Source organism: Aeromonas sp. R4-2, assembly GCF_040908295.1.
Lineage (GTDB): Bacteria > Pseudomonadota > Gammaproteobacteria > Enterobacterales > Aeromonadaceae > Aeromonas > Aeromonas veronii.
In genome coordinates this window covers 102113-121772 of record NZ_JBFODL010000004.1, presented here as the reverse complement: position 1 = coordinate 121772, position 19660 = coordinate 102113, and the positions used below count along the sequence as shown (strand labels likewise).

The window sequence follows — 19660 nt, the reverse complement described above, 5'->3', positions numbered from 1 at the left end:
CGGCGGGATCGTGCAATCCGGGGCCAGTGTGTGGTGGCGCTACACACTGGCAGTGGGGCGTTTGGGGTAGTAGCGGCTGGGTAGACTGGCGCCATGACAACAGCACCCATCATCTTTCCCCATCTCGACCCAAGACGGCAGGCCATGTACCTGTTCTTTCAGGGGTACCCGCTGCGCGCTATTGCCGAGTTGCTGCAAACGCCGGAGGGTACCGTCTCGACCTGGAAGAAACGCGACGGCTGGGAGGACATCAAACCGATAGACCGGGTGGATAGCGCCATCGAGGCGCGCATGATCCAGCTGGTGATGAAGGAGACCAAGAGCGGCGGCGACTTCAAGGAGATTGACCTGCTGGGTCGCCAGCTCGAGCGTATCGCCCGGGTCAACAAGTACAGCAACGGCGGCAACGAGGCCGACCTCAACCCGAAGGTGGCCAACCGCAACAAGGGGCCGAAGAAGGCCCCCGAGCGCAACGTGGTCGAGCCCGAGCAGCAAGAGCGGCTCATCGAGCGGTTTGAGTCGACCATGTTCGATTACCAGCGGGTCTGGTATCAGGCCGGGCAGGAGTACCGGATCCGTGACCTGCTCAAATCGCGCCAGATCGGGGCGACTTACTTCTTTGCCTTCGAGGCGTTCATTGATGCCCTGGTGACCGGGCGCAATCAGATTTTCCTGTCAGCCAGCAAGGCGCAGGCCCACATGTTCAAGCAGTACATCATCCAGTTCGCCAAGGAGGAGGGGGTTGAGCTCAAAGGTGACCCCATGGTGCTGCCGAACGGGGCGCACCTTTATTTCCTTGGCACCAACGCCCGCACCGCCCAGAGCTATCACGGCAATATCTACATGGACGAGTATTTCTGGATCCACGGCTTTCTGGAGTTCCGCAAGGTGGCCTCCGGCATGGCGATGCACAAGAAGTGGCGCCAGACCTACATCTCCACCCCCTCCAGCCTTTCTCATCCCGCTTATGGATTCTGGTCTGGCGCCAACTTTAACCGCGGTAAGGCCAAGGCCGACCGGGTCGAGATTGACCTGAGCCACGCCAACCTGTCTGCCGGCAAGCTGTGCGCCGATGGTCAGTGGCGGCAGATCGTCACCGTGGAAGATGCGGTGCGCGGCGGTTGCAACCTGTTCGACCTGGATCAGCTGCGCAGTGAGTATTCCGAGGATGAATACCGCAACCTGCTGATGTGCGAATTCATGGATGACACCGAGAGTCTGTTTCCGCTGGCGACGCTGCAGCGCTGCATGGTCGACAGCTGGCTGGTGTGGGAGGACTACAAGCCCCACACCTTGCGGCCGCTGGCCAACCGGGCTGTGTGGATCGGCTATGACCCGGCCAAGGGGGGCAAAGGTGACAGCGCCGGCTGCGCGGTGCTGGCCCCGCCACTGGTGCCGGGCGGCAAGTTTCGGGTGTTGGAGCGCCACCGCTGGCAGGGGATGGACTTTGACGCCCAGGCCAAATCCATTCGTGCCGTCTGCGATCGCTACAACGTCGCCTACATCGGCATCGATACCACCGGGATCGGGGAGGGGGTCTATCAGCTGGTGAAGCAGTTTTACCCGGCAGTCACCGCCATTCAGTACAACCCCAACGTGAAGATGCGGATGGTGATGAAGGCACAGGATGTGATGAACAAGGGGCGGCTGGAGTTCGACAGCGGCTGGACCGACTTGGCCCAGGCGTTCATGAGCATTCGCCGCGCCGTGACCCAAAGCGGCAAGCTGCCCACCTTCGAGGCCAGCAGATCTGATGAGACCAGCCACGCCGATATTGCCTGGGCAACCATGCAAGCCCTGTTACACGAACCCCTTGAGGGGCAGACCGGCACCAATTCCGGCTTTATGGAGATTTACTGATGAGTGAGCAGATCAACTCGCCTGCCGGTGTGCAGGCGTTTACGTTTGGAGAGGCTATCCCGGTGTTATCCCAGCGGGAGGTGTTCGATTACCTGGAGTCGATGCATAACGGCCGCTGGTATGAGCATCCCCTGAGCCTGCACGGGCTGGCGCGGGTCTATCGGGCGGCGGTGCATCACGCCTCGGCCATCCAGGTGAAGCGCAATATCTTGCGCGGCTGTTTCATCCCTCATCCCAAACTGAGCCTGGCCGCCTTCACCGGGCTGGTGATGGACTACGAGATCTTCGGCAACGCTCACCTGCAGCGGGTGCGCAACCGGCTGGGTGGCACGCTGCGCTATGACCAGATGCCTGCCAAATACACCCGCCGATCCCTCGACCTGGAGCGCTATTGGTGGGTGCCGAGGCCTGGGGATGAGGTGGAGTTGCCCGCCGGTGATGTGGGGCATGTGATGGAGGCGGACGTTAACCAAGAGATTTATGGCATCCCCGACTATGTGGCCAGCCTGAACTCGGCGCTGCTCAACGAGTCGGCCACGCTGTTTCGCCGTCGCTACTACGAGAACGGCAGCCATGCGGGGTTCATCCTGCACATCAGCGATGCCCTGCAGAACGAGGGCGATATCACCGCGCTCAAGACGGCGCTGCAAAACAGCAAGGGGCCGGGCAACTTTCGCAACCTGCTGCTCTACACCCCGGGTGGCAAGGCTGATTCGGTGAAGCTGATCCCGGTGGCCGAGATTGCGGCCAAGGATGATTTCCTGTCCATCAAAGGGGTTAGCCGGGATGACCAGCTGGCGGCCCATCGTGTACCACCTCAACTGATGGGGGTGGTACCCAACAACACGGGCGGGTTTGGGGATGTGACCAAAGCGGCTCAGGTGTTTGACGTCAACGAGATCGACAGCATGAAGGCAAACTTTGCGCAGTTCAACGAGTGGGCAGGGGAGGAGATAATCCGGTTCACCTCCTATCGACTGTCAGATCTGACAGTGCAAAGCTGAAAACCTTGGCTAATCTCAAATAGATTTCCTCGTTCCTGAGTGTTTAAGAGAAAGCCCCCACTTGCATGGGGGCTTTGTTTTGGTCGGGATCCCATCCAGCCAGAGCCCACCAGTCGCGTTACAGGCTATCGCCAGCCAACCCTTCGCCCATCACTCTCCCGAGATCCTTCACGCGCACCTGCGAGCATGAGCGAAGCCTCGAAAGGCCCCTCAACACCCAGCGCGCGCAATCGGGACCCCGCCTCGCCTGCGCGCTTTATGTGTTGAAAACCATGCAGGTGAACGACTGGGGGAGGGTATCGGCTCCCCGTGCCAGCACTGGCCGCGTGCGGGGATCTGGATCCTTTTTGCGATCCTTCACTTTCCATCAGATCCTTTCATTTATCTGCTAGCCATGAGGTATGCCAGTCATCAACTTGGAAGTCGAAATTTTACCCCCAGTGTTTGGCATATTAACTCACATACTTTTTCTGCATTCGTCCAACCACCACAACATTCTGGGCTCAAGCAAATAGTTAGTGTTTCAACTTTCCCCTGCTCTATTGCATTGTTAATTAATGAAGTGAGTGATGTGATATATTCATCGGTGTAAGCCTGTTCATATCCATCGCCTTTTTTATAGAAAAAATAGTCCAAATCAATATTTACAATCCATTTGACATTATTCTTCGCTTCTATGATGTGGCATTCTATATTTTCATGTAAAGATGTTGGGTCGATATATTCTGTGTTTATCATTTTTGGCGGCTTAGAATCTACATTATATGTCGCAAAACATTTTGTATCTAGCTGTGAATCGTGATTTATTAAAAATGCGGATAAATAATTATCCCAACGAAAAGCACATACTTCATTATATTCTAAATTCAAGTATTGTTCGATGGTTAATGAATTGATGTCGGTCTGGTTAATAATGAATGAAACCGGTGGGTTAGTAGTAAGGTTGATAGGGCTTGAGTCAAAGTGCTTATCTATGTGGAAAATGCTATATTTTTTATTTTTAATAAGTTTTTGCATCCAACACCAGTAAGCACAGCGATGGCTATCCATGATGTAAATATTACCATCATTCCATAAAAAATTCACATCAACTGCTAAGGAACTATTTCTGCCTGTAAATGGTTTTATATAAATACCCACTGTTACTCCTTATCGTTATCTCAGTGTAAATTTACACAGCGATTTATTGCTGTGTTTTAGTATATAGTTAGAAGTAACTTCCTTAAAAAATAATAGAGCGCATAAAGCGCTCTAGGCAGCCATGCTAACATGCTAATTTTTCTTTGGAGGCGTGATATCTGGTTTTAATCCCGAAGCTCCAGAGCAGACTTGTGTTGTGGTATCACTTGACGCGACAGATTTAGGGGAAAGCGAGCCTGCACCACTTAGGCTTTTCCTTACATTTGAAATTCCTTCAAAGCTATCTCCTATATGAACTACACCACGCAAGCTTTCATTTACATTTACTTGACCTGATGGCTTGATTTTCTTATCTATATCTGACATTTCACATCATCCTTACTGTATTAGTGGTATCGATGTCGATATACCTAGGGATATCGAAGCAACAATGGCTAGATAGAATGAGCCGATAGCCCATGTATCTAGTTTCTTCAATTTATATTCCTTTAATGTTACATCCTTATCTTGAGTCAGATCGATAATGAAATCAGCATTTTTGCCAAACATGGTCACAATGCAGTATATAGACACAAGAAATGCAGACGCGGCTAAAATGAAAAGTGCATAATCTATTTTGCCGATTTCTTTAGATAGATTTAATAAAGTTACTAGGAATCCAAGTCCTGCTACAGAAAGAGTCAAAATGCTTTTGTCTTTTTCCATCGATGTATTATAGAAAGATGCATATGACTGGCTTTTGAATTCAATGTAAGCAAGGCGTTTCAAATCTTCATCTGATATGCTCGTGCTACTGGCATTATCTTTTTTGTCTGCTGACACTTCTTGCTTTGGATCAGTATTCACTATTTGAAAGTATACGTTCACGTTATATCCATCCATGCAATTACTGCACTGTAGCTAGAAAATACCAAATACAAATGATAGCCGTTTGAAAACTTCCGGTCACGCGCAGAAGTGCGTGACCGGTCACATTACCAACTTTTTGTCAGCGGCAGGTGGTGTAGGTGGGGGAGCAACCTGTTTCAGTCGCGGTCGCAGTGGGTGGAGCTCTGAATATGGAGGGTCTTGTCGGCCAGGATGCGCTGGGCGGCGGCCAGGGTCATCGGGTATTAGTGAATGATGGAGTAGTAGGTGCCGGCCTCGCGGTGCTCGGCCACCTCGAGCAGGGGATAGATGCGGCGGGCGGCCCTCATCATGTAATCAGTGGCGCGCCAGAGCCACGCCAGTGAATGCAGTGAGTTCTGGCAGGAAACATACACTGGGCGCCCAGAATAGCGGAGCCAAACGCCAAACGGTGATCCACTTCTGACAGCTTGCTATACTGTGTATTCATACAGTAATGCAGAGATTGCCAGCATGTTTGCTCAACCCACCCCAGATGCCCCCTTGTTGGAGCTGCCCCTATTCCTCTCCCCGGTGGCCTGCGGCTTTCCGTCGCCGGCGCAGGACTACACCGAGCAGACCATCGACCTCAATCAGTTGTGCGTTGCCCACCCGGCGGCCACCTACTTCGTGCGAGCGGCCGGTGACAGCATGGTCGACCACGGGATCCACGATGGCGACCTGCTGGTCGTCGACCGCAGCCGCAAGGCACAGCACGGCAGCGTAGTGGTCGCTGCGGTCGATGGCGAGTTCACGGTCAAGGAGCTGCAGCTTGAGCCCACCGTCGCTTTGCTCCCTGGCAACCGGGCCTATCGCCCTATCCATTTCAACGATGGGCAGGAGCTGGAAATCTTCGGGGTAGTGGCCTTTGTCGTGCATAAGATGGATACCCCATGAACAAGTGCTGCGCCGTCGCCCTGGTCGATGTGAACAATTTCTACGCCAGTTGCGAGCGGCTGTTCCGCCCCGACTTGAAGGGGCGGCCCATCGTGGTGCTCTCCAACAACGATGGCTGCGTGGTGGCCCGCTCGGCAGAGGCCAAGGCGCTGGGCATCCAGATGGGGGTGCCGTACTTCCAGAACCGTCAATTCTTCGAGGCCATGGGCGGGGTCTGGTTCTCCAGCAACTACGCCCTCTATGGCGACATGTCGAACCGGGTGATGACCATTCTGGAGGGGATGGCCCCAGCGGTGGAGGTCTACAGCATCGACGAGGCTTTTATTGAGCTGAGCGAGTCCTGGGCGGGCGACCTGGTGGCCTATGGCCGCCAAGTTCGCGAGCGGGTGCAGCAGTGGACGGGGCTGACCGTGGGGGTCGGCATTGGCCCCACCAAGACGCTCGCCAAGCTCGCCAACTACGCCGCCAAGAAGTGGCCCGCCACCGGTGGTGTGGTGGATCTGCGGGATGAAGCGCGGCGCGCCCGGCTCATGGCGATCACCCCGGTGGACGAGATATGGGGCATTGGTCGGCGGCTCACCGCCAAGCTGGAGGCCCAGGGCATCAAGACCGTGGCCGACCTGGTCGCTGCCGACCCCAAGGCGCTGCGGCGCCGCTATGGCGTGGTGGTCGAGCGCACGGTGCAGGAGCTGCGTGGGATCCCCTGCGCCGAGCTGGAGCAAGAGGCCCAGTCCAAGCAGCAGATCATCTGTTCGCGCTCGTTTGGGGAGCGCATCACCCAGATCGGCCCCATGCACCAGGCGCTGGCGGGTTACATGGAGCGGGCCGCCGAGAAGCTGCGGGGGGAGGGGATGTGCTGCCGGCACGTGACCCTGTTCATTCGCACCAGCCCGTTCAGCGACCGGGAGCCCTATTACGGCAACCAGGTGAGCGCCAAGCTGGCCATGCCCACTCATGACACACGGGCCCTGTTGGCCTTGATCCCGGAACTCCTACCCCGCATCTGGCGCGACGAGCAGCGATACCAGAAAGGGGGCGTCATGCTGGCCGACTTCACCCCCACCAACATGCAGCAGGGCGACCTGTTCGCCGCACAGCAGCAATCCCCGCGCAGCGAGGCGCTGATGCAGGTCATCGACAAGATCAATCATGGGCGGTTGGGGAAGGTTTACTTTGCGGCCCGTGGCCGCGACACCCGGGAGTGGATGATGAAGCGGGAGCAGTTAAGCCCCCGCTATACCACCGCGCTCGGCGAGCTGCCGGTGGTTAAGTAAGTTTTCGATATCTATTTTTGCTAGTACATTTATGCCGAGAATGGTCACTACCGGGTGGCCATTTTGTCATTAGCAAAAACCGCACATACAATATTAAAGTGGAAATGTTAACACTAATCATTCAAGTTGAAAAATATCATTCCTATCTCACAGGGCAAATGGATGAACGCTTATTGCAAGTTAAACAATATCCACATCCTGCGAAATGTGATATATTGCTGCAATCATTGATTACAGTCGTACCGAGATATTCAGTGATACCTCTTCTCACTCTTTTTAATCTTATGTGTGTGTCGTAAGAGTTAGTCCATCCAATTCTATCATGGTCAGGCTTTGATATTAATGGGTGTCCGTATTTATGACCGTTTGAATATACTATTGTGTTTAAAGACATATGTGTTTTTGGCGGCGTTGAATTTATTTTGCCACCATGGTGGCTAGCTATCAGCCCAATGAAACTGCTGTTTTTTAGTCCTGATTTTATCAAGTTTTGGTAAATTGAGATATAGTCAGCGTCTCCAGGGCACATTGTATAAAGAGGCCCCTCGATAAATGGTTCATCATAATTATGATGATGAACAATAAGAGCCAACCCATTATTGTTGTTTCTGCCTGCGCTAGACATACTTTGACATTTGACAATTGTAGAACCATCACGAAGTATTAGATAATCAAGGTTTTTTGGCCAAATAAAGAGTTTTTTATTTCGGTGTAATGCTAAGGCTAGGCGCCATGCATTAGGGGTTATTTTCTGTCCAGTAGCATTTTTACCTTGGTTTGGTACTAGCCATTTACAATCAAGGGCTTTATTCTTCCAATTTATTTTTATACCTCTTTTGTTAAATATTGGTTGATTAAATGCGGCACCAGCCCAATGGTCAGTATCCCAGTGAGACAAGATGATCCACATATCTTTATAGAAGTGAAAATAAGGGTCTACAGGGGGCTTAGGTAATGTTCCTTTATTGTTTCCGGTAGGCATGCCACAATCAAAGGAAAGCAAAACTTTGGGAGGGGATTCTGGACAATTAACGGTATCACAAATAAGATTCCAGTTGGCTTGACCAACATCTAAACAAATTACGCTTTTTATTTTGTGGTTAATTAAGTTTTTAGATAACTCTCTTTCCAGTCTAGCTCTTGGTGTTGTTCTAACGCCTGAAAGGGTAGAAAATGCGTTTAGCTTACGTAAAATATATTCGTTCTCAATTTTATTGAGCGAATTTATTTTTATAAATCGAGTCGGCTCATTTTGAAAATCTTTCATTAATGACATTTCAGTGGGAGCAGTAGTTAGCTCGAAATCTATTTCCACCCAATTATTTATAAAGTCGGAAACAAGGTCTATCTTTTCTGTGTAAAAAGTCAAACATAATGGTTCCCAACCCAACTTGGATGCATTTGCGAATGTCTTCGGTGCTTGAAGGAAACTATTTAGTTCGACTCCGTCAAGGTGACATGCTTCACCTTTTTGGATTACAAAAGCTAAGTTTTTCATTTACGTCCTTGTACATTATTGTGGTTAGAGGAAAGGTAGTGCTAAATAAATAGTGGTGTGAGATATAAGGCTTGTCATTATGAGTTTACAGTAGGTAGAGTTAAAATGTTTTGTGACGCACATTTTTGTGAGGGTTAATTTAAAATATCTCCATTGCTGATTAAGAATACACTTAATACACAACGAGGGGAAGTATCGCCAAACAGTCTTATTTCACTTTTACATCGCTCGACCTCAGTTAGGAAATCAGACCGGAGGGCGGTTGCTTAGCCGCTAGGGGGGACTTTTAGCGACCAGGCATAGCCTTAGGAAGAGAAGGCAGACCCTTACGTTCGGGTCTGTAGGTCCGGTGCAGCCACTCCTCTGATATGCGATGTTTGTTGTTGCATTCGTTCAGGCGGCCATGCCGGTGTGTCGTCAATTTTGTAGGTATGGGCGTGTTGGGGAGTTCGCCCTGCAGGGCTTCCTGCTTGGAAAATAGGTCAGTCAAAACTCTACCTCGCTCATCAGTTCGTCAAACAACGGGCTTTCCACTTCGTGTCGGTCTGCCCAGTCTAATTTATCAAGTACGCGCCAGAGCTCACACCGATATGGATTTGGCAGGTCCGTGATCCACTGATGGCATGCTGCAAATCCGCAAGTGTTGAACAGCTCGTAGCAATCCATCACCAGTGTCGGCCAATGCTCATCATCGGAGGTAATGGTGTCGGGTTGTTCGTCCGGCTCAGGTACACCAACCAGGGCACGCAGCCATTCCAGCTCGATAAGTGGGTAGTTATTGCCCGATGGCGTCACGCGGCTCGACTGCACCTGCCCGTTCTCCAACCAGAGGCTGAAACCGTCCACCGTGACGTTGGCACCAGCCCGCAATCGGTCGATGGAGAAGGGTGATAACCCCCATTGTTCCCTCATGATCTGGTTTGCGAAGGCTGCAGGATCCGGCCGCGTACAGTTATTGTCAGAGCTCCAAGGTGCCGGGCTGTCGCCCGCCTTAACCCCAACACCCCTCGCTGCAGCCTCGGCGGCTCTATTGGCAACATAGGTACCAGCAGGCATCACTTCCCACCCTTGCAGGCGGGTCTTGATGCCAAGGCGAGCGGAGGTAATGCCCATCAGGCGTTTGATGTCTTCGCCGTAGCTGTTGGCTTGCTCCTCAATGAGGTGGGCCAGCTTGATCGGGTGTTCGGCACGGGTCGCCAGTGCACCGCCCATGGCGTGCAGGTAACAGCGAAAGATGCCGTTATCTGCGGCAAAGCGAGCCGCCTCAAAGCGCGGGTCTTGCAGCACTGGCTTGGGTGGGCCCACCAGATCGGCATTCTTCTTGGTGTTGCTGATGCGGCGCAGTTCACGCCATACCCCGACTGGAGCACCTCCGATCTGCTGGAAGGTGCGAATGCCCCACCAACTGGCCCAAGCTACGGCATGCAGGGCACCCTCATCGGCGGCGGTGCCAGCCTCGTCGTCGTCGTCCAGGTAGGCGCCGTCGATGTTCTTGGCAATGTATTTGGCGAGATAGCCGGCGGCATCCCCCTTGGCCGGGTCTATCTCTTTCCAGTCAAAGCGGGGAGTAAAGTCGGTAAAGGGTGGGGTGCCCTTGATATCCCGTACCAGCTCTTCGTGGTCATCGGTCAGGGCATAGCGTTGTAGAATACCGATCACCCGGTTGCGATCTTCCGGGCGCATAAATAGCAGCAGATGCCAGTGCGGGGTGCCGTCGTGGTGAGCCTCGCAAACGCGAAATCCATAAACGGGCGCGTTCCACCGTTTGAGGGCAGCTCTGGTGCGGCTCCATAGCTTGGCCAGATAGGCGCAGGTCTCCCGCGGCGTGGCCCCTTGATATCGCTTGTTCTCTACCGCTTTGCCATTGTGCTTTTGTGTCCAGGCATGAAAGCGGCTCGGGGCTGTCCAGGTGAAGAAGACCCCCACATGACCCTGCTCCTCGGCATAGTCATTGAACCCTCGCGCCCGCACCATCATTTCGTTGCGGCGGTTCACCGGGTTGGCGTTGCTGGCCTCCCAGCAATCCTTCATCGATACGACCAGGTCATAACGCTCGTTCACCACTTCCGACTCGGCCAGCCAGCGCATCATGGCCCGCTTGCGTTCGCGCACCACCTTCATGGTGGCGTTTGATACAAAAGCCGACACACCCTTGCGCACTTTGCCGAGCAGGATATTGATGTGCTCTTGCAGCCGGTCCCAGCAGCGGTTGACGCGCTTCTCCCACCACTTGGCAGAAAGCAGGCGCACCAGCACGCTCAGGATCCAGTTATCCCGTACCTCTTGGGTTTTGAACTTCGGCAGCTCGCCGATAAACCCCCACTGGTCTGCAGGCTGGCGCATCAGCTCCCAGGTCTGCAGCAGATCCGCTTCGGCACCCTCTTTGATGCCTCGTTCAATGTTCTTGTAAATGGCAGCGGTCTGGTTGGCGAACTGGTGGGCAATCTGTTTGCGGCCGGAGTCATCGCGCATCTGTTTTGGATCGACCGGGATGGTCTGGAGCTGCATCCGCACCCACTTGGTTCGCTCCCTCAACCAGATGTTGGCAGAGCGGCAATGGGTAAAGCTGCAATCCTTGCGGCGGCGGATGTACTGCTTGAACAGGTTCTTGGTCAACTCGGTGGAGAGCCCATCGAGCAGTTGCATGGCCCAGATCAGATCGTACTGGCCGCGGTCACCAGCAAAAGCGGCGTCAAAGTTGACGCCGGGCAGAGAGTTGCAAAGGGTATCGATGCGCTGCCGCAGCGTTCTTTTCGACAGCGGCAGGCGTTTGGTCTTGCTGGTCATGCAGACAGATAACCGGATAGCTGTTTGATGCGGAACTGGCAGCCACGAACGCTCATTTGGGCATGCTCTTTTAATCGGCGGACGGCCGCACATTGGCGCAGCAACTGTTTGATACTGGCGTGGGGGCGGGCAGGTAGTCGGCGTGCATGGGCCAGCTCTCGCTGATAAAGGCGAAGCCGTGCTGCGTCTTCCCGGTAGGTGGCTTGCCAGCGCTCTTGCAGGAGCGTGAGCTCCCATTGCAGTCCATGGCTCATTTGATGATCTCCCCCTGTCCATGCAGTGGTGCGCACTCGGCCCACCACTCGGCAATTTCCCGGGCTAGTGCCAACTCTTGATTGGCAGCGGCCAACCAGTAGACGGTGCGCATTGCGCCCAGCGCCAGCAGCTCGGCCACCTGATCCCGGTTGCCTCTGGCATCGCTGCCCGCAGCGATAAACTCGGCGCGGGCGGCAAACCAATGGGTGGTTAGCTGGCTGACCGGTGTGGTGGGCTGCATATGTGCAGGGCCGGCTTCGCTGTGATCTTGTTGGGCGTCCAGCTCAAACAGTTCGAAGTTGCTCATCGCATGCCTCATCTATTGCCTGAAAGTCCGGCGCATCGATGGCGATATGGCCCGCCTCGATGCGGATTGAGATACCGAGTTCACCACCACAGCAAAGCGGGGCTGTCGGCAGCAGTTTCGGTTCGTTCTGGGCTAGCCACTCTTTCAGGCTGGCCAGGGTGAACAGCGTGGTATTCATGCCTCATCCTCCATCACCAAATCGTCATCGAGCAGATCCGCAGGCTTGCTGGTCACCACCAGTTGCACCTGGATGTATTCATCCCCCGAGTAGAGTGCGCCCAGGGCGATGCGGTTATCCTCGGCGCGTGCGGCAAACATCTCGGCCAGCAGACCCTCGATCACCTTGGGTGCCTGGCTGGCAATCTTGATTGCGTCACTCATGAGCGGGCCCTCCGGTTGAGGTGGTGAAACAACTGGTGCCAGCGCAAGGACTGCTGCGCCTGGACTAACAGGGATTTGCCCTCTGACCCCCGATAGGTAAAAGGGGCAGGGCGAGCTTTGGCGGTCAGTCGTTGCTGAAGGCGCGGCAACTCTGCCAGCGCCTCTTGCTCTGATACGGGATGGAATAGTTTGTTCATGGCTGCACCTCTGGCGTAGCGATGCCGGTTAGCAGCCAGTCGATGTGCCGTTTCAGCTCCGGGTGGTTGGCGATCAGCAGGAACAGGCCACCACCAATTTCGCGATAGCCCAGCTCGTAGTTCTTGAGCGTGGTAGGGGGGATATCCAGCAGCGCGGCAAACTTGGGGCGGCTCAGCTTCAACTGTTCCCGCAACTGGCGCAGGCGCTTGGCGGCATGGTGGTTGAGCAGATTGATTTGGGTTGGTTGTGCGGTCATGGTCAGGCTCCTTGTTGAGGTGTGCAGGGGTTGATGCGGCTGAACAGAGAAGCCCAAGCCAGTGCGGTGGAGCGCTCGAGCAGCGCCACACCGTCCGGGTGTTGGCTCAGACGGGCGCCATATCGGCCCGTCAGCTTGCGTTGCTGGATGCGAAGGTTGCGCAGTGCGCAGGGGATCGCTAAAGTTGCCATGTCGACTTCCTCATACGTTGTTGATAAAGGCCCGCTTGGAGTTGCAGCTCCGTTAAGCGGGCTTTTTAGTGCCCGATGGGTCGCGGGCCTTCTTGGCCAATCTGGCCAGCGACATGCACCGCATGATCCAGTTGCTGGCGTTTGGCTTGTTCTCTCTTCTTCCGCTCGGCCAGTTCTGCTGGCATCACTTTCACCGATGGGTGCCACACCTTGGGGTCGCACCCGCTGTGAAACAGCGACTGATAATCCAGCGCAATCACCGCAAGGCGGATCGATTCACGCTGCTGATAGGGCAGGGCAGAGAGGGTCGCCATCATCAGTGAATCCCACGGCTGGCGGGCGATGGCGCAAATGGCGACGCGCTTGGTCTTGGGTGCATTAAGCCAATCACCGTCGAGGTTTGAACCCGCCCGGTTGAGGTGCTCCCGCAACAGCGCAATGCCTGCGGTATTCATCAGCACCTGCTCCTCGGCGGTCAGACCGGCGATGTTGCGGGGCTCTGGTTGGGTGTGTTGCATGCTGGTTTCTCCTTTACTTGGGCGCAGAATCTGGCGGCCAGTGAGGGGATCACTGGGCCACCTCTTTCACCCTGCGCGGGACGATGGGCAGCACAATGGCCGGATTGGGCATGGCACTGGGGCTGATGGTTGCGATGATTTCGAACCCCGCCTTGAAGGTGTGGCCGCAATCCACATTGCTGCATTGATAAGTGGCGATGCCGCAAAGCGGGCTCATCCTGATGGATGTGCGAGTGCTGGCGCGAGCACCACAGTGGGGGCAAATCAGTCTCATGGATTCTCCTAAGCCCCGGCCGCCATGCGCGCCATATCGAGCGCACAAGACAGAGAGGGAATGGCTTGGTATTTGTGCTCGATCTCGGTGATCAGCAGGGCGAGGTTGCCCATTGCTGCCGTTGCGGCACCGACCAGCGCATTGCGCTGTCCCTTGGTGACGCGGCCGCTCTCCACCACTGTCAGCGCCTGCGCGCCGAGACCGGCTACCTTGGCCGTGGTGTCGATCACCTGATGGGCCAGGCTAGGGCCCTTCTCCTGCTCGGGGATGGCAATGGCCGTCAGGCCACAACAGAACAGGGCGCCATCGAACAGGGTTTCATCCCCTTCACTTGCCTGGGTGATGGCAATCAGCTCGACCACGGTCAGCTCGTGGGGCTGGTCGGGGTTTAACTTGTTGCGCAGGGTCTGCGGGTTAATGCCTGCCTTGTCGGCGAGTTCGGCCACGTTGTGGTTCGCCGCAAAGCGTTGGCAGGCACTGATCCAGTGCGGATGTTTGCTGCAAGTTTGTTCAAACATGGTCTTCATCCCGCTGCTTGCGCGACACTCTTGGTGTGCGCACAGGTTTCGAGATGGGTTCCAGACCCGGCTGATTCATGGCCTGCTGGGTGTAGAGCACCAGGTTGATCAGCACTTTTTCAGCACGGCCTTGCTTGGGCATGATGGGAATGCGCCCGGCTCGCACGTAGTTCTCCACCGTGCGCTGGGTCAGGCCGGTCCGTTCGGAGAAGCTTTCGACCGTGCAAACCGGGGTGTCGATATGGATAGGGGCTATGATCATGGTTGCCTCATGTTACTTAAGTTACACGCTTCCTTGCGCAGTTTGAGTCTGTTCGGCTTTCAATTTGCCACCAGTTAGCACTTCGATTTGGTAGGCTCGGCCCTTCGGGATTTTTTCAGCCCACTTGCTGACAGCAACATGTGAAATTCCCAGTGCTTTCGCGGTCGCTGTTACCGTGCCGAAGTGTTCTATCACTTCAGATTTTTGCATTCCTCACCTCTTTTCGCGTTCCATTAGTGTCGGCGTGAAATGAATGTAACTTAAGGGTCGATCCAAGATCAAGCGGTTTCGTTGCTTTAGTTACGTCGTGGGGTGGTAACTTAGGTTTATGGAAACTATCAATGACCGGATATCTGCACGTAGACGCGCGCAGAAAATGAGCCAAGACGAACTTGCTAAGCGAATAGGGATTACCCGCGTTTCAATCAGCAAGTGGGAATCTGGCCTGAACCAGCCTAAAGGCCGTTATCTGAACGATTTGGCCGAAGCGCTGGGGGTAACTGTTGACTGGCTTTTGACAGGGAGTGGGGATACACCTGAGCTAGCTGAAGAGCAGCCTATTCCTGGTTATCACAACGTCGAACCGGCAGTGATCCCGCAGGGGAATCGGGTGCCGATTCTGAGCTATGTCCAAGCTGGTAACTGGCGGGAGATGTGCGAGCAGGCCACGACCTTCGATGGCAATGTCGAGTATGTGTCTGCGGGTATCGATATTGGTCCTCGCGGCTTCGGTCTCTGGCTGCGCGGCAATTCCATGACTCCGATCTTCAATGAAGGGGACTTGGTCATCGTTGACCCTGATGAGTCACCTCGCCCTGGTGATTATGTCGTTGCCAAGAACGGTAGCGAAGGGGCTACTTTCAAGAAGTACCGACCCCGCGGCATCGATGAGAATGGGCAAGAAGTGTTTGAGCTTGTCCCCCTCAACGATGATTACCCTCCTATGCACTCCGATCGGCAGCACATTGAGATCATCGGCGTGATGGTAGAACACCGGATATTTAGAAAACGATAGGGCGCTGATGCGCCCTTTTTTTCATTTACGTGCAAATGAACGCTTTCTTACTCAGGTATCAAGGAGATAAAAATGACCAAAAAGCTTATGTACGTATTAGTAATATATGCACTTTTTTTAGTTGCCTCAATTGAACTACCCGTAAGATATAGTCCAATTGCTGCAGCTCAGGCAGCTGAATGGTATGAGGGGGGGACCCTTCACCAAGCAAATGCTTTGCAATGGCAAAAAGCCAGTGATGCTGACAAGCTTGCAACCTGCTCTGATCTCGTGGCCGCAATGTATACCAGTAAGTCATTAAAGCCTGAGCTTCAACGAACTATTAAGAGCGTCGATGATTTGAAACCTTTGGCTGAAGAGCTAGTAAATGCTCTGGATAAAGCGTTTCCAAAAAACTCCAATGAGAAAAACAATGAGAAATTATATAAAAATCAGATGGTTGCAGATACTGCTGCAATGCTAATGTTGTTAATGGGTTGGCTTAAATAATTAAATTAATATCTAACTATACTTTTTTTGGGGGGGGGAGGTATGTTGCAGAATATTTTGCAAGCAGTTGCTTATGATTCTATCTCTTTATTGAAAATTGAGGGTGAAAATAACAATGGGGTTGGAATCGATAAAAACACTCTAATTAAAATTAGAATGTTATCAAATCGGTTACGGCCGGAATCTGATAATAATGATTTTATATTTGCGAATGATAAAGTTAGAGATGATTTCAATAACGCATCTGGGGCATTCACGAAAAGAATTCTAGAGAAACATCAGATTAAAAAAACAGAATTAATTGAAAGTGTTAAGGCGCATGATTGGCTTGTATATTTAATATATGAGTCATCAGTTCTTACAAGAACTGTTTTTAGCTATTTCCTTGATGCTGGAATTAGGGGGTTACTATCTAATAGTAGTTACAATGGGGAAAGGGATAAGGATTTTTTAGGGTTGCCTATTATTAATAAATATTTAAAATGGTATGTGGGAGTTCTAAGCTCCATCTTAAATGATGAAATAATTTTCAATGAAGATAAAACAGAAAGCTCATTTTTAAATGAGCTTAATGATTATAGAGTCAAGTTAAAAAGAATAGATCATGATTTGAATTTGAAGGTGGTCTTGAGTGGCGTTAGTGATGATGTCCAAAAATTAAGGGCGGAAGTTAAAGCAGATCTAAAGCAGTTTGTCGATCATACAATGATTTCAATTGGTGATACTCTTTCGAAAAACAAGAATACGACTGAAAAAACTGTGGCTAAAGTAAATTCTTTATTTTTAGACTTTCAAGAAGTGAGAAAAAAACAATCTGAATATCTTCAAGATATAGAGTTGGTAAATGAATATTGTAATAAAAGAAAAGAGAATATAGATTCAATATTTACTGCAGCAAACAGACAAGGGATGGCAAAGTCGTTTCTTCACATGGCTGATAGTCTTCAAGCACCGATGAAAGTGTGGGCTTGTATTTTTGTTTTTTCTTTATTGTTGATTGCAAGCGCAGGTCTTTATTTGAATGAGCATCAACTTAATTTAAGTCAGAGTCAAAACATGAGTCTAACTCACAATGGTGTTGATATAAATCCAAAAGAAAAACAAGTTTCTTCTAAAGCGAGTGTTCAAGAAATTGAAACGGAGGGGTTAAGTTACATTTCTATTTTGGTTAAAGCCTTAGTTATTTCTCCATTAATTTGGTTGGCTTGGTTTTCCGGACGGCAGTTTGGACATGCGAGTAAATTGAGGCAAGACTATTCATATAAAAGTGCTATTGCTATGGCATATCAGGGTTATAAGGAGGAAGCAAATGGGGCGAGCTCAGACATGCATGGTAAACTATTGGAAAATATAGTTTTACACTTTTCAGAAAACCCAGTTCGTTTGTATGAAAGGTGTGACTCAGCTAGTCCACTAGAGGAGATTCTGAATAAAATCCCTAAAGAAAAGCTTTCAGATATAATCAAAGCAATTAAGAACTGAGATTAACTAATTATGGTTGTTATAGCAGAACAATGACAGTAAGAAAGCAAACATCTGGCAAGTGGCTGGCAGAGCTATATCCAGAAGGACGACCGAGCAAGGAAAAACCCAATGCGCCACGGATCCGCAAGCAGTTTGCTACCAAGGGGGAGGCACTGGCGTTCGAGCGCTTTGTGCTGGACCCGGACAAAGGCAAACCTTGGCTGGAAGGGCAGGGGGAGCCAACCGATGGCCGGCATCTCTCTGATCTGGTAGAGCTCTGGTTTGGTCGCCATGGTCAGAGCTTGCGTGATGGCGAGGCCCGTAAGTCCAAGCTGCTGACCGTGTGCCACTCCCTCGGCGACCCGCTGGCGGTCAACTTCACAGCTCGCGATTTTGCCGCTTACCGTGAAGCTCGCCTCTCGGGTGATATCACCGATAGGCGGGCCATCAACCAGGAGAAACAGGGCGTCACCCCCAACACGGTGAACCGCGAACACGCCTACCTGCGCGCGGTATTCAACGAGCTGAAAAGGCTAGGGGAGTGGCAGGGGGAAAACCCCCTCGATGGGCTTCGGGCCTACAAGGTGGCCGAGGCCGAACTGGCCTTCCTTTACCCTGACGAACTCAAGCGCCTGTTGGCCGCTTGCGCCGAGAGTCCAAACCCCGATCTGCTGCTAGTCGTGAAACTGTGCTTGGCCACCGGCGCCCGTTGGTCTGAGGTGGAAGAATTAACCCAGTCTCAGGTATCTCACAACCGCATTACCTTCACTCGCACCAAGAGCAAGAAGAGTCGTAGCGTCCCCATCAGCCCCGATCTCTATGCCCAGTTGCCGAGAAAGCGCGGCCGCCTGTTCGGTGACTGTTATCGAGCTTTCGAAATGGTGGTCGAACGTGCCGGGCTGGAGCTACCACCCGGACAAAATACCCACGTTCTGCGCCATACCTTCGCCAGTCACTTTATGATGAACGGCGGCAACATCCTGGTGCTACAGAAGATCCTCGGTCACTCCACCATCGCCATGACCATGCGATACGCACATTTTGCCCCTGATCATCTGGAAGATGCGGTTAAGTTGAACCCGCTTACCATCTGCGGCTTGGCCTGAAGCGCCTGAAATAAAAAGTGCTTTATTTTCAGTGATTTGCATTACCCCGCAATACAGGGTGTTGACGCTCCCTGTATTACGGGGTTACAGTTCTCCCTGTAATACAGGGTTGCTGTGTGCTGTATTGAAATAGGCTTGGGCTTTAATCTTTGTTGGTGGATGGGAGATGATTTATGGCGATGATGACAGGTAAACAACTTCAACTTTTGGGAGCAACTCACGGGGCGTACTCAATTGTTACAGAGTGGGAAGCTAACCATGACCGTAGTGTGACTTTAGACTCGGATGAAAAATATGTCTTGGTGCAGAAACTTGCGCTGACAAGCATTAAGCGGCGTGGTGGACAGATGGATGATGGTCTACCTGACAGGCAGTGGTTCTCAGTCCTTAAACCTCAAACTTTGGTTGAGTCGTTTGCTCTTGATATACCTATAGTATTTCCAAAAAGTACTGGGAATGAATTGAGATTGTACATGCAAGCTACCAGGGGGTATGCGGGGAATAAAGGGGACTATTTTATTATTTTTAACCGCCCATTTGATGCCTATCTTACAGTCGGTTTTATTCCATCTGCATTATGGGATCAATTCTGGGACGCTTTGAACCAAGCGTCAGAGGTTATGACGCTTCTTGCTGCACAAGATAATGATGACGCTTCATATCAGCAAAATATCATGTCGTCTCAAGCTGGAATTCCTGTTGAGCAAACGCGCAATGTTTATACGCGAGACCCGCTAATAGCGAAAGCTGCTATCGAACAGAGTAACTTCACTTGTGAAATAGAGCCGCTTCATCAAACATTTATTTCTCCTGTAACGGGAAGAAACTTCATGGAGGCTCATCACCTGATACCAATGTCGCAGCAAGCATCCTTCCAATTTAGCCTGGACCAGCTAGGCAACATTGTTTCGTTGTGTCCGTGTTGTCACAGAGCTATTCACTTGGGAGACTCAAGTGTAAGGAGAAAGTTGTTGTGGATTCTCTTCAATAAGAGAGAGAACGCTCTTCAACAATGGGGCGTTAACTTTGAGAGGTTGTGTGAATTGTATGGGGTAGTTAGCTGATCACTTTGGTGGTGTTT

Annotated in this window: 27 protein-coding genes; 10 read left to right on the top strand and 17 right to left on the bottom strand. The window is 52.1% G+C overall.

The annotated features are described in order from the left end of the window. The first annotated feature begins 93 nt into the window (after positions 1-93). Together AB5Y99_RS00805 and AB5Y99_RS00800 are read left to right on the top strand one after the other, a co-directional pair. Positions 94-1860 (top strand): terminase ATPase subunit family protein, encoded by a 1767-nt coding sequence (locus tag AB5Y99_RS00805; protein WP_368208414.1) that lies wholly within the window; start codon positions 94-96, stop codon positions 1858-1860. After that, positions 1860-2864: a phage portal protein gene (locus AB5Y99_RS00800; protein WP_368208413.1), complete on the top strand. Its 1005-nt coding sequence runs from the start codon at positions 1860-1862 to the stop codon at positions 2862-2864. The genes AB5Y99_RS00805 and AB5Y99_RS00800 overlap by 1 nt, the downstream gene beginning before the upstream one ends. A 411-nt stretch (positions 2865-3275) precedes the next feature. Here AB5Y99_RS00800 and AB5Y99_RS00795 read toward each other — a convergent pair whose 3' ends face one another. The 4 genes from AB5Y99_RS00795 to AB5Y99_RS00780 form a co-directional block, all read right to left on the bottom strand. Continuing rightward, positions 3276-4004: a UPF0489 family protein gene (locus tag AB5Y99_RS00795; protein ID WP_368208412.1), complete on the bottom strand. Its 729-nt coding sequence runs from the start codon at positions 4002-4004 to the stop codon at positions 3276-3278. A 132-nt stretch (positions 4005-4136) separates the two neighbouring features. Beyond that, positions 4137-4370 carry a hypothetical protein gene (locus tag AB5Y99_RS00790; RefSeq protein WP_368208410.1) on the bottom strand — a complete coding sequence of 78 codons (234 nt, stop codon included), beginning with the start codon at positions 4368-4370 and terminating at the stop codon, positions 4137-4139. Positions 4371-4382: 12 nt separating this feature from the next. Then, entirely contained in the window at positions 4383-4871 is a 489-nt protein-coding gene (locus tag AB5Y99_RS00785) for a hypothetical protein (protein WP_368208409.1), read from the bottom strand. Between the two features lie 245 nt (positions 4872-5116). After that, a complete protein-coding gene (locus AB5Y99_RS00780; protein ID WP_368208407.1) occupies positions 5117-5266 on the bottom strand; it encodes a P22AR C-terminal domain-containing protein in 150 nt (49 codons plus the stop codon). Positions 5267-5363: 97 nt separating this feature from the next. Here AB5Y99_RS00780 and umuD point away from each other — a divergent pair, with 97 nt between their 5' ends. From umuD to AB5Y99_RS00765, 3 genes are all read left to right on the top strand, one after another. Next, positions 5364-5786, top strand: coding sequence for a translesion error-prone DNA polymerase V autoproteolytic subunit (gene umuD, locus AB5Y99_RS00775; RefSeq protein WP_368208405.1), 423 nt, complete (start codon positions 5364-5366; stop codon positions 5784-5786). Continuing rightward, the gene (gene umuC / locus AB5Y99_RS00770; RefSeq protein WP_368208404.1) at positions 5783-7060 is read left to right on the top strand and encodes a translesion error-prone DNA polymerase V subunit UmuC; all 1278 of its coding nucleotides are present in this window, start codon (positions 5783-5785) and stop codon (positions 7058-7060) included. Before umuD ends, umuC begins: the two co-directional genes overlap by 4 nt. A gap of 1303 nt (positions 7061-8363) precedes the next feature. Then, a complete protein-coding gene (locus tag AB5Y99_RS00765; protein ID WP_368208463.1) occupies positions 8364-8435 on the top strand; it encodes a TRASH domain-containing protein in 72 nt (23 codons plus the stop codon). Between the two features lie 609 nt (positions 8436-9044). Here AB5Y99_RS00765 and AB5Y99_RS00760 read toward each other — a convergent pair. The 13 genes from AB5Y99_RS00760 to AB5Y99_RS00700 all read right to left on the bottom strand — a co-directional run bounded on the left by AB5Y99_RS00760 (position 9045) and on the right by AB5Y99_RS00700 (position 14715). After that, positions 9045-11345 (bottom strand): replication endonuclease, encoded by a 2301-nt coding sequence (locus tag AB5Y99_RS00760; protein ID WP_368208403.1) that lies wholly within the window; start codon positions 11343-11345, stop codon positions 9045-9047. Next, entirely contained in the window at positions 11342-11599 is a 258-nt protein-coding gene (locus AB5Y99_RS00755) for a hypothetical protein (protein WP_368208401.1), read from the bottom strand. Before AB5Y99_RS00755 ends, AB5Y99_RS00760 begins: the two co-directional genes overlap by 4 nt. Further along, entirely contained in the window at positions 11596-11907 is a 312-nt protein-coding gene (locus tag AB5Y99_RS00750; protein ID WP_236353172.1) for a hypothetical protein, read from the bottom strand. The genes AB5Y99_RS00755 and AB5Y99_RS00750 overlap by 4 nt, the downstream gene beginning before the upstream one ends. Then, entirely contained in the window at positions 11885-12085 is a 201-nt protein-coding gene (locus tag AB5Y99_RS00745) for a hypothetical protein (RefSeq protein ID WP_368208400.1), read from the bottom strand. The genes AB5Y99_RS00750 and AB5Y99_RS00745 overlap by 23 nt, the downstream gene beginning before the upstream one ends. Further along, positions 12082-12288, bottom strand: coding sequence for a hypothetical protein (locus AB5Y99_RS00740; protein WP_108540203.1), 207 nt, complete (start codon positions 12286-12288; stop codon positions 12082-12084). The genes AB5Y99_RS00745 and AB5Y99_RS00740 overlap by 4 nt, the downstream gene beginning before the upstream one ends. Continuing rightward, the gene (locus AB5Y99_RS00735; protein ID WP_368208398.1) at positions 12285-12485 is read right to left on the bottom strand and encodes a hypothetical protein; all 201 of its coding nucleotides are present in this window, start codon (positions 12483-12485) and stop codon (positions 12285-12287) included. Before AB5Y99_RS00735 ends, AB5Y99_RS00740 begins: the two co-directional genes overlap by 4 nt. Then, a complete protein-coding gene (locus AB5Y99_RS00730; RefSeq protein ID WP_368208397.1) occupies positions 12482-12742 on the bottom strand; it encodes a helix-turn-helix domain-containing protein in 261 nt (86 codons plus the stop codon). The genes AB5Y99_RS00735 and AB5Y99_RS00730 overlap by 4 nt, the downstream gene beginning before the upstream one ends. Before the next feature lie 2 nt (positions 12743-12744). Further along, positions 12745-12933 carry a hypothetical protein gene (locus AB5Y99_RS00725; protein WP_058056131.1) on the bottom strand — a complete coding sequence of 63 codons (189 nt, stop codon included), beginning with the start codon at positions 12931-12933 and terminating at the stop codon, positions 12745-12747. A gap of 65 nt (positions 12934-12998) precedes the next feature. After that, positions 12999-13451, bottom strand: a complete 453-nt coding sequence (locus tag AB5Y99_RS00720) for a hypothetical protein (protein WP_368208396.1) — start codon at positions 13449-13451, stop codon at positions 12999-13001. Between the two features lie 49 nt (positions 13452-13500). Continuing rightward, positions 13501-13725, bottom strand: coding sequence for an ogr/Delta-like zinc finger family protein (locus AB5Y99_RS00715; protein ID WP_005351998.1), 225 nt, complete (start codon positions 13723-13725; stop codon positions 13501-13503). 8 nt (positions 13726-13733) lie between these two features. Continuing rightward, entirely contained in the window at positions 13734-14243 is a 510-nt protein-coding gene (locus AB5Y99_RS00710) for a phage regulatory CII family protein (protein WP_368208395.1), read from the bottom strand. Beyond that, a complete protein-coding gene (locus AB5Y99_RS00705; RefSeq protein ID WP_071911273.1) occupies positions 14236-14505 on the bottom strand; it encodes a regulator in 270 nt (89 codons plus the stop codon). Before AB5Y99_RS00705 ends, AB5Y99_RS00710 begins: the two co-directional genes overlap by 8 nt. A 21-nt stretch (positions 14506-14526) precedes the next feature. Continuing rightward, positions 14527-14715 (bottom strand): Cro/CI family transcriptional regulator, encoded by a 189-nt coding sequence (locus AB5Y99_RS00700; RefSeq protein WP_323905985.1) that lies wholly within the window; start codon positions 14713-14715, stop codon positions 14527-14529. A 118-nt stretch (positions 14716-14833) separates the two neighbouring features. Here AB5Y99_RS00700 and AB5Y99_RS00695 point away from each other — a divergent pair, with 118 nt between their 5' ends. The 5 genes from AB5Y99_RS00695 to AB5Y99_RS00675 all read left to right on the top strand — a co-directional run bounded on the left by AB5Y99_RS00695 (position 14834) and on the right by AB5Y99_RS00675 (position 19643). Next, entirely contained in the window at positions 14834-15520 is a 687-nt protein-coding gene (locus AB5Y99_RS00695; protein WP_368208393.1) for a LexA family protein, read from the top strand. A gap of 72 nt (positions 15521-15592) precedes the next feature. Then, positions 15593-16009 carry a hypothetical protein gene (locus AB5Y99_RS00690; protein WP_368208392.1) on the top strand — a complete coding sequence of 139 codons (417 nt, stop codon included), beginning with the start codon at positions 15593-15595 and terminating at the stop codon, positions 16007-16009. 42 nt (positions 16010-16051) lie between these two features. Continuing rightward, a complete protein-coding gene (locus tag AB5Y99_RS00685; RefSeq protein WP_368208390.1) occupies positions 16052-17491 on the top strand; it encodes a hypothetical protein in 1440 nt (479 codons plus the stop codon). A 32-nt stretch (positions 17492-17523) separates the two neighbouring features. Next, entirely contained in the window at positions 17524-18579 is a 1056-nt protein-coding gene (locus tag AB5Y99_RS00680; protein WP_368208389.1) for a site-specific integrase, read from the top strand. 173 nt (positions 18580-18752) lie between these two features. Next, on the top strand, positions 18753-19643 hold the full coding sequence (locus AB5Y99_RS00675; protein ID WP_368208387.1) for a hypothetical protein: 891 nt from the start codon (positions 18753-18755) through the stop codon (positions 19641-19643). Positions 19644-19660: the final 17 nt, after the last annotated feature.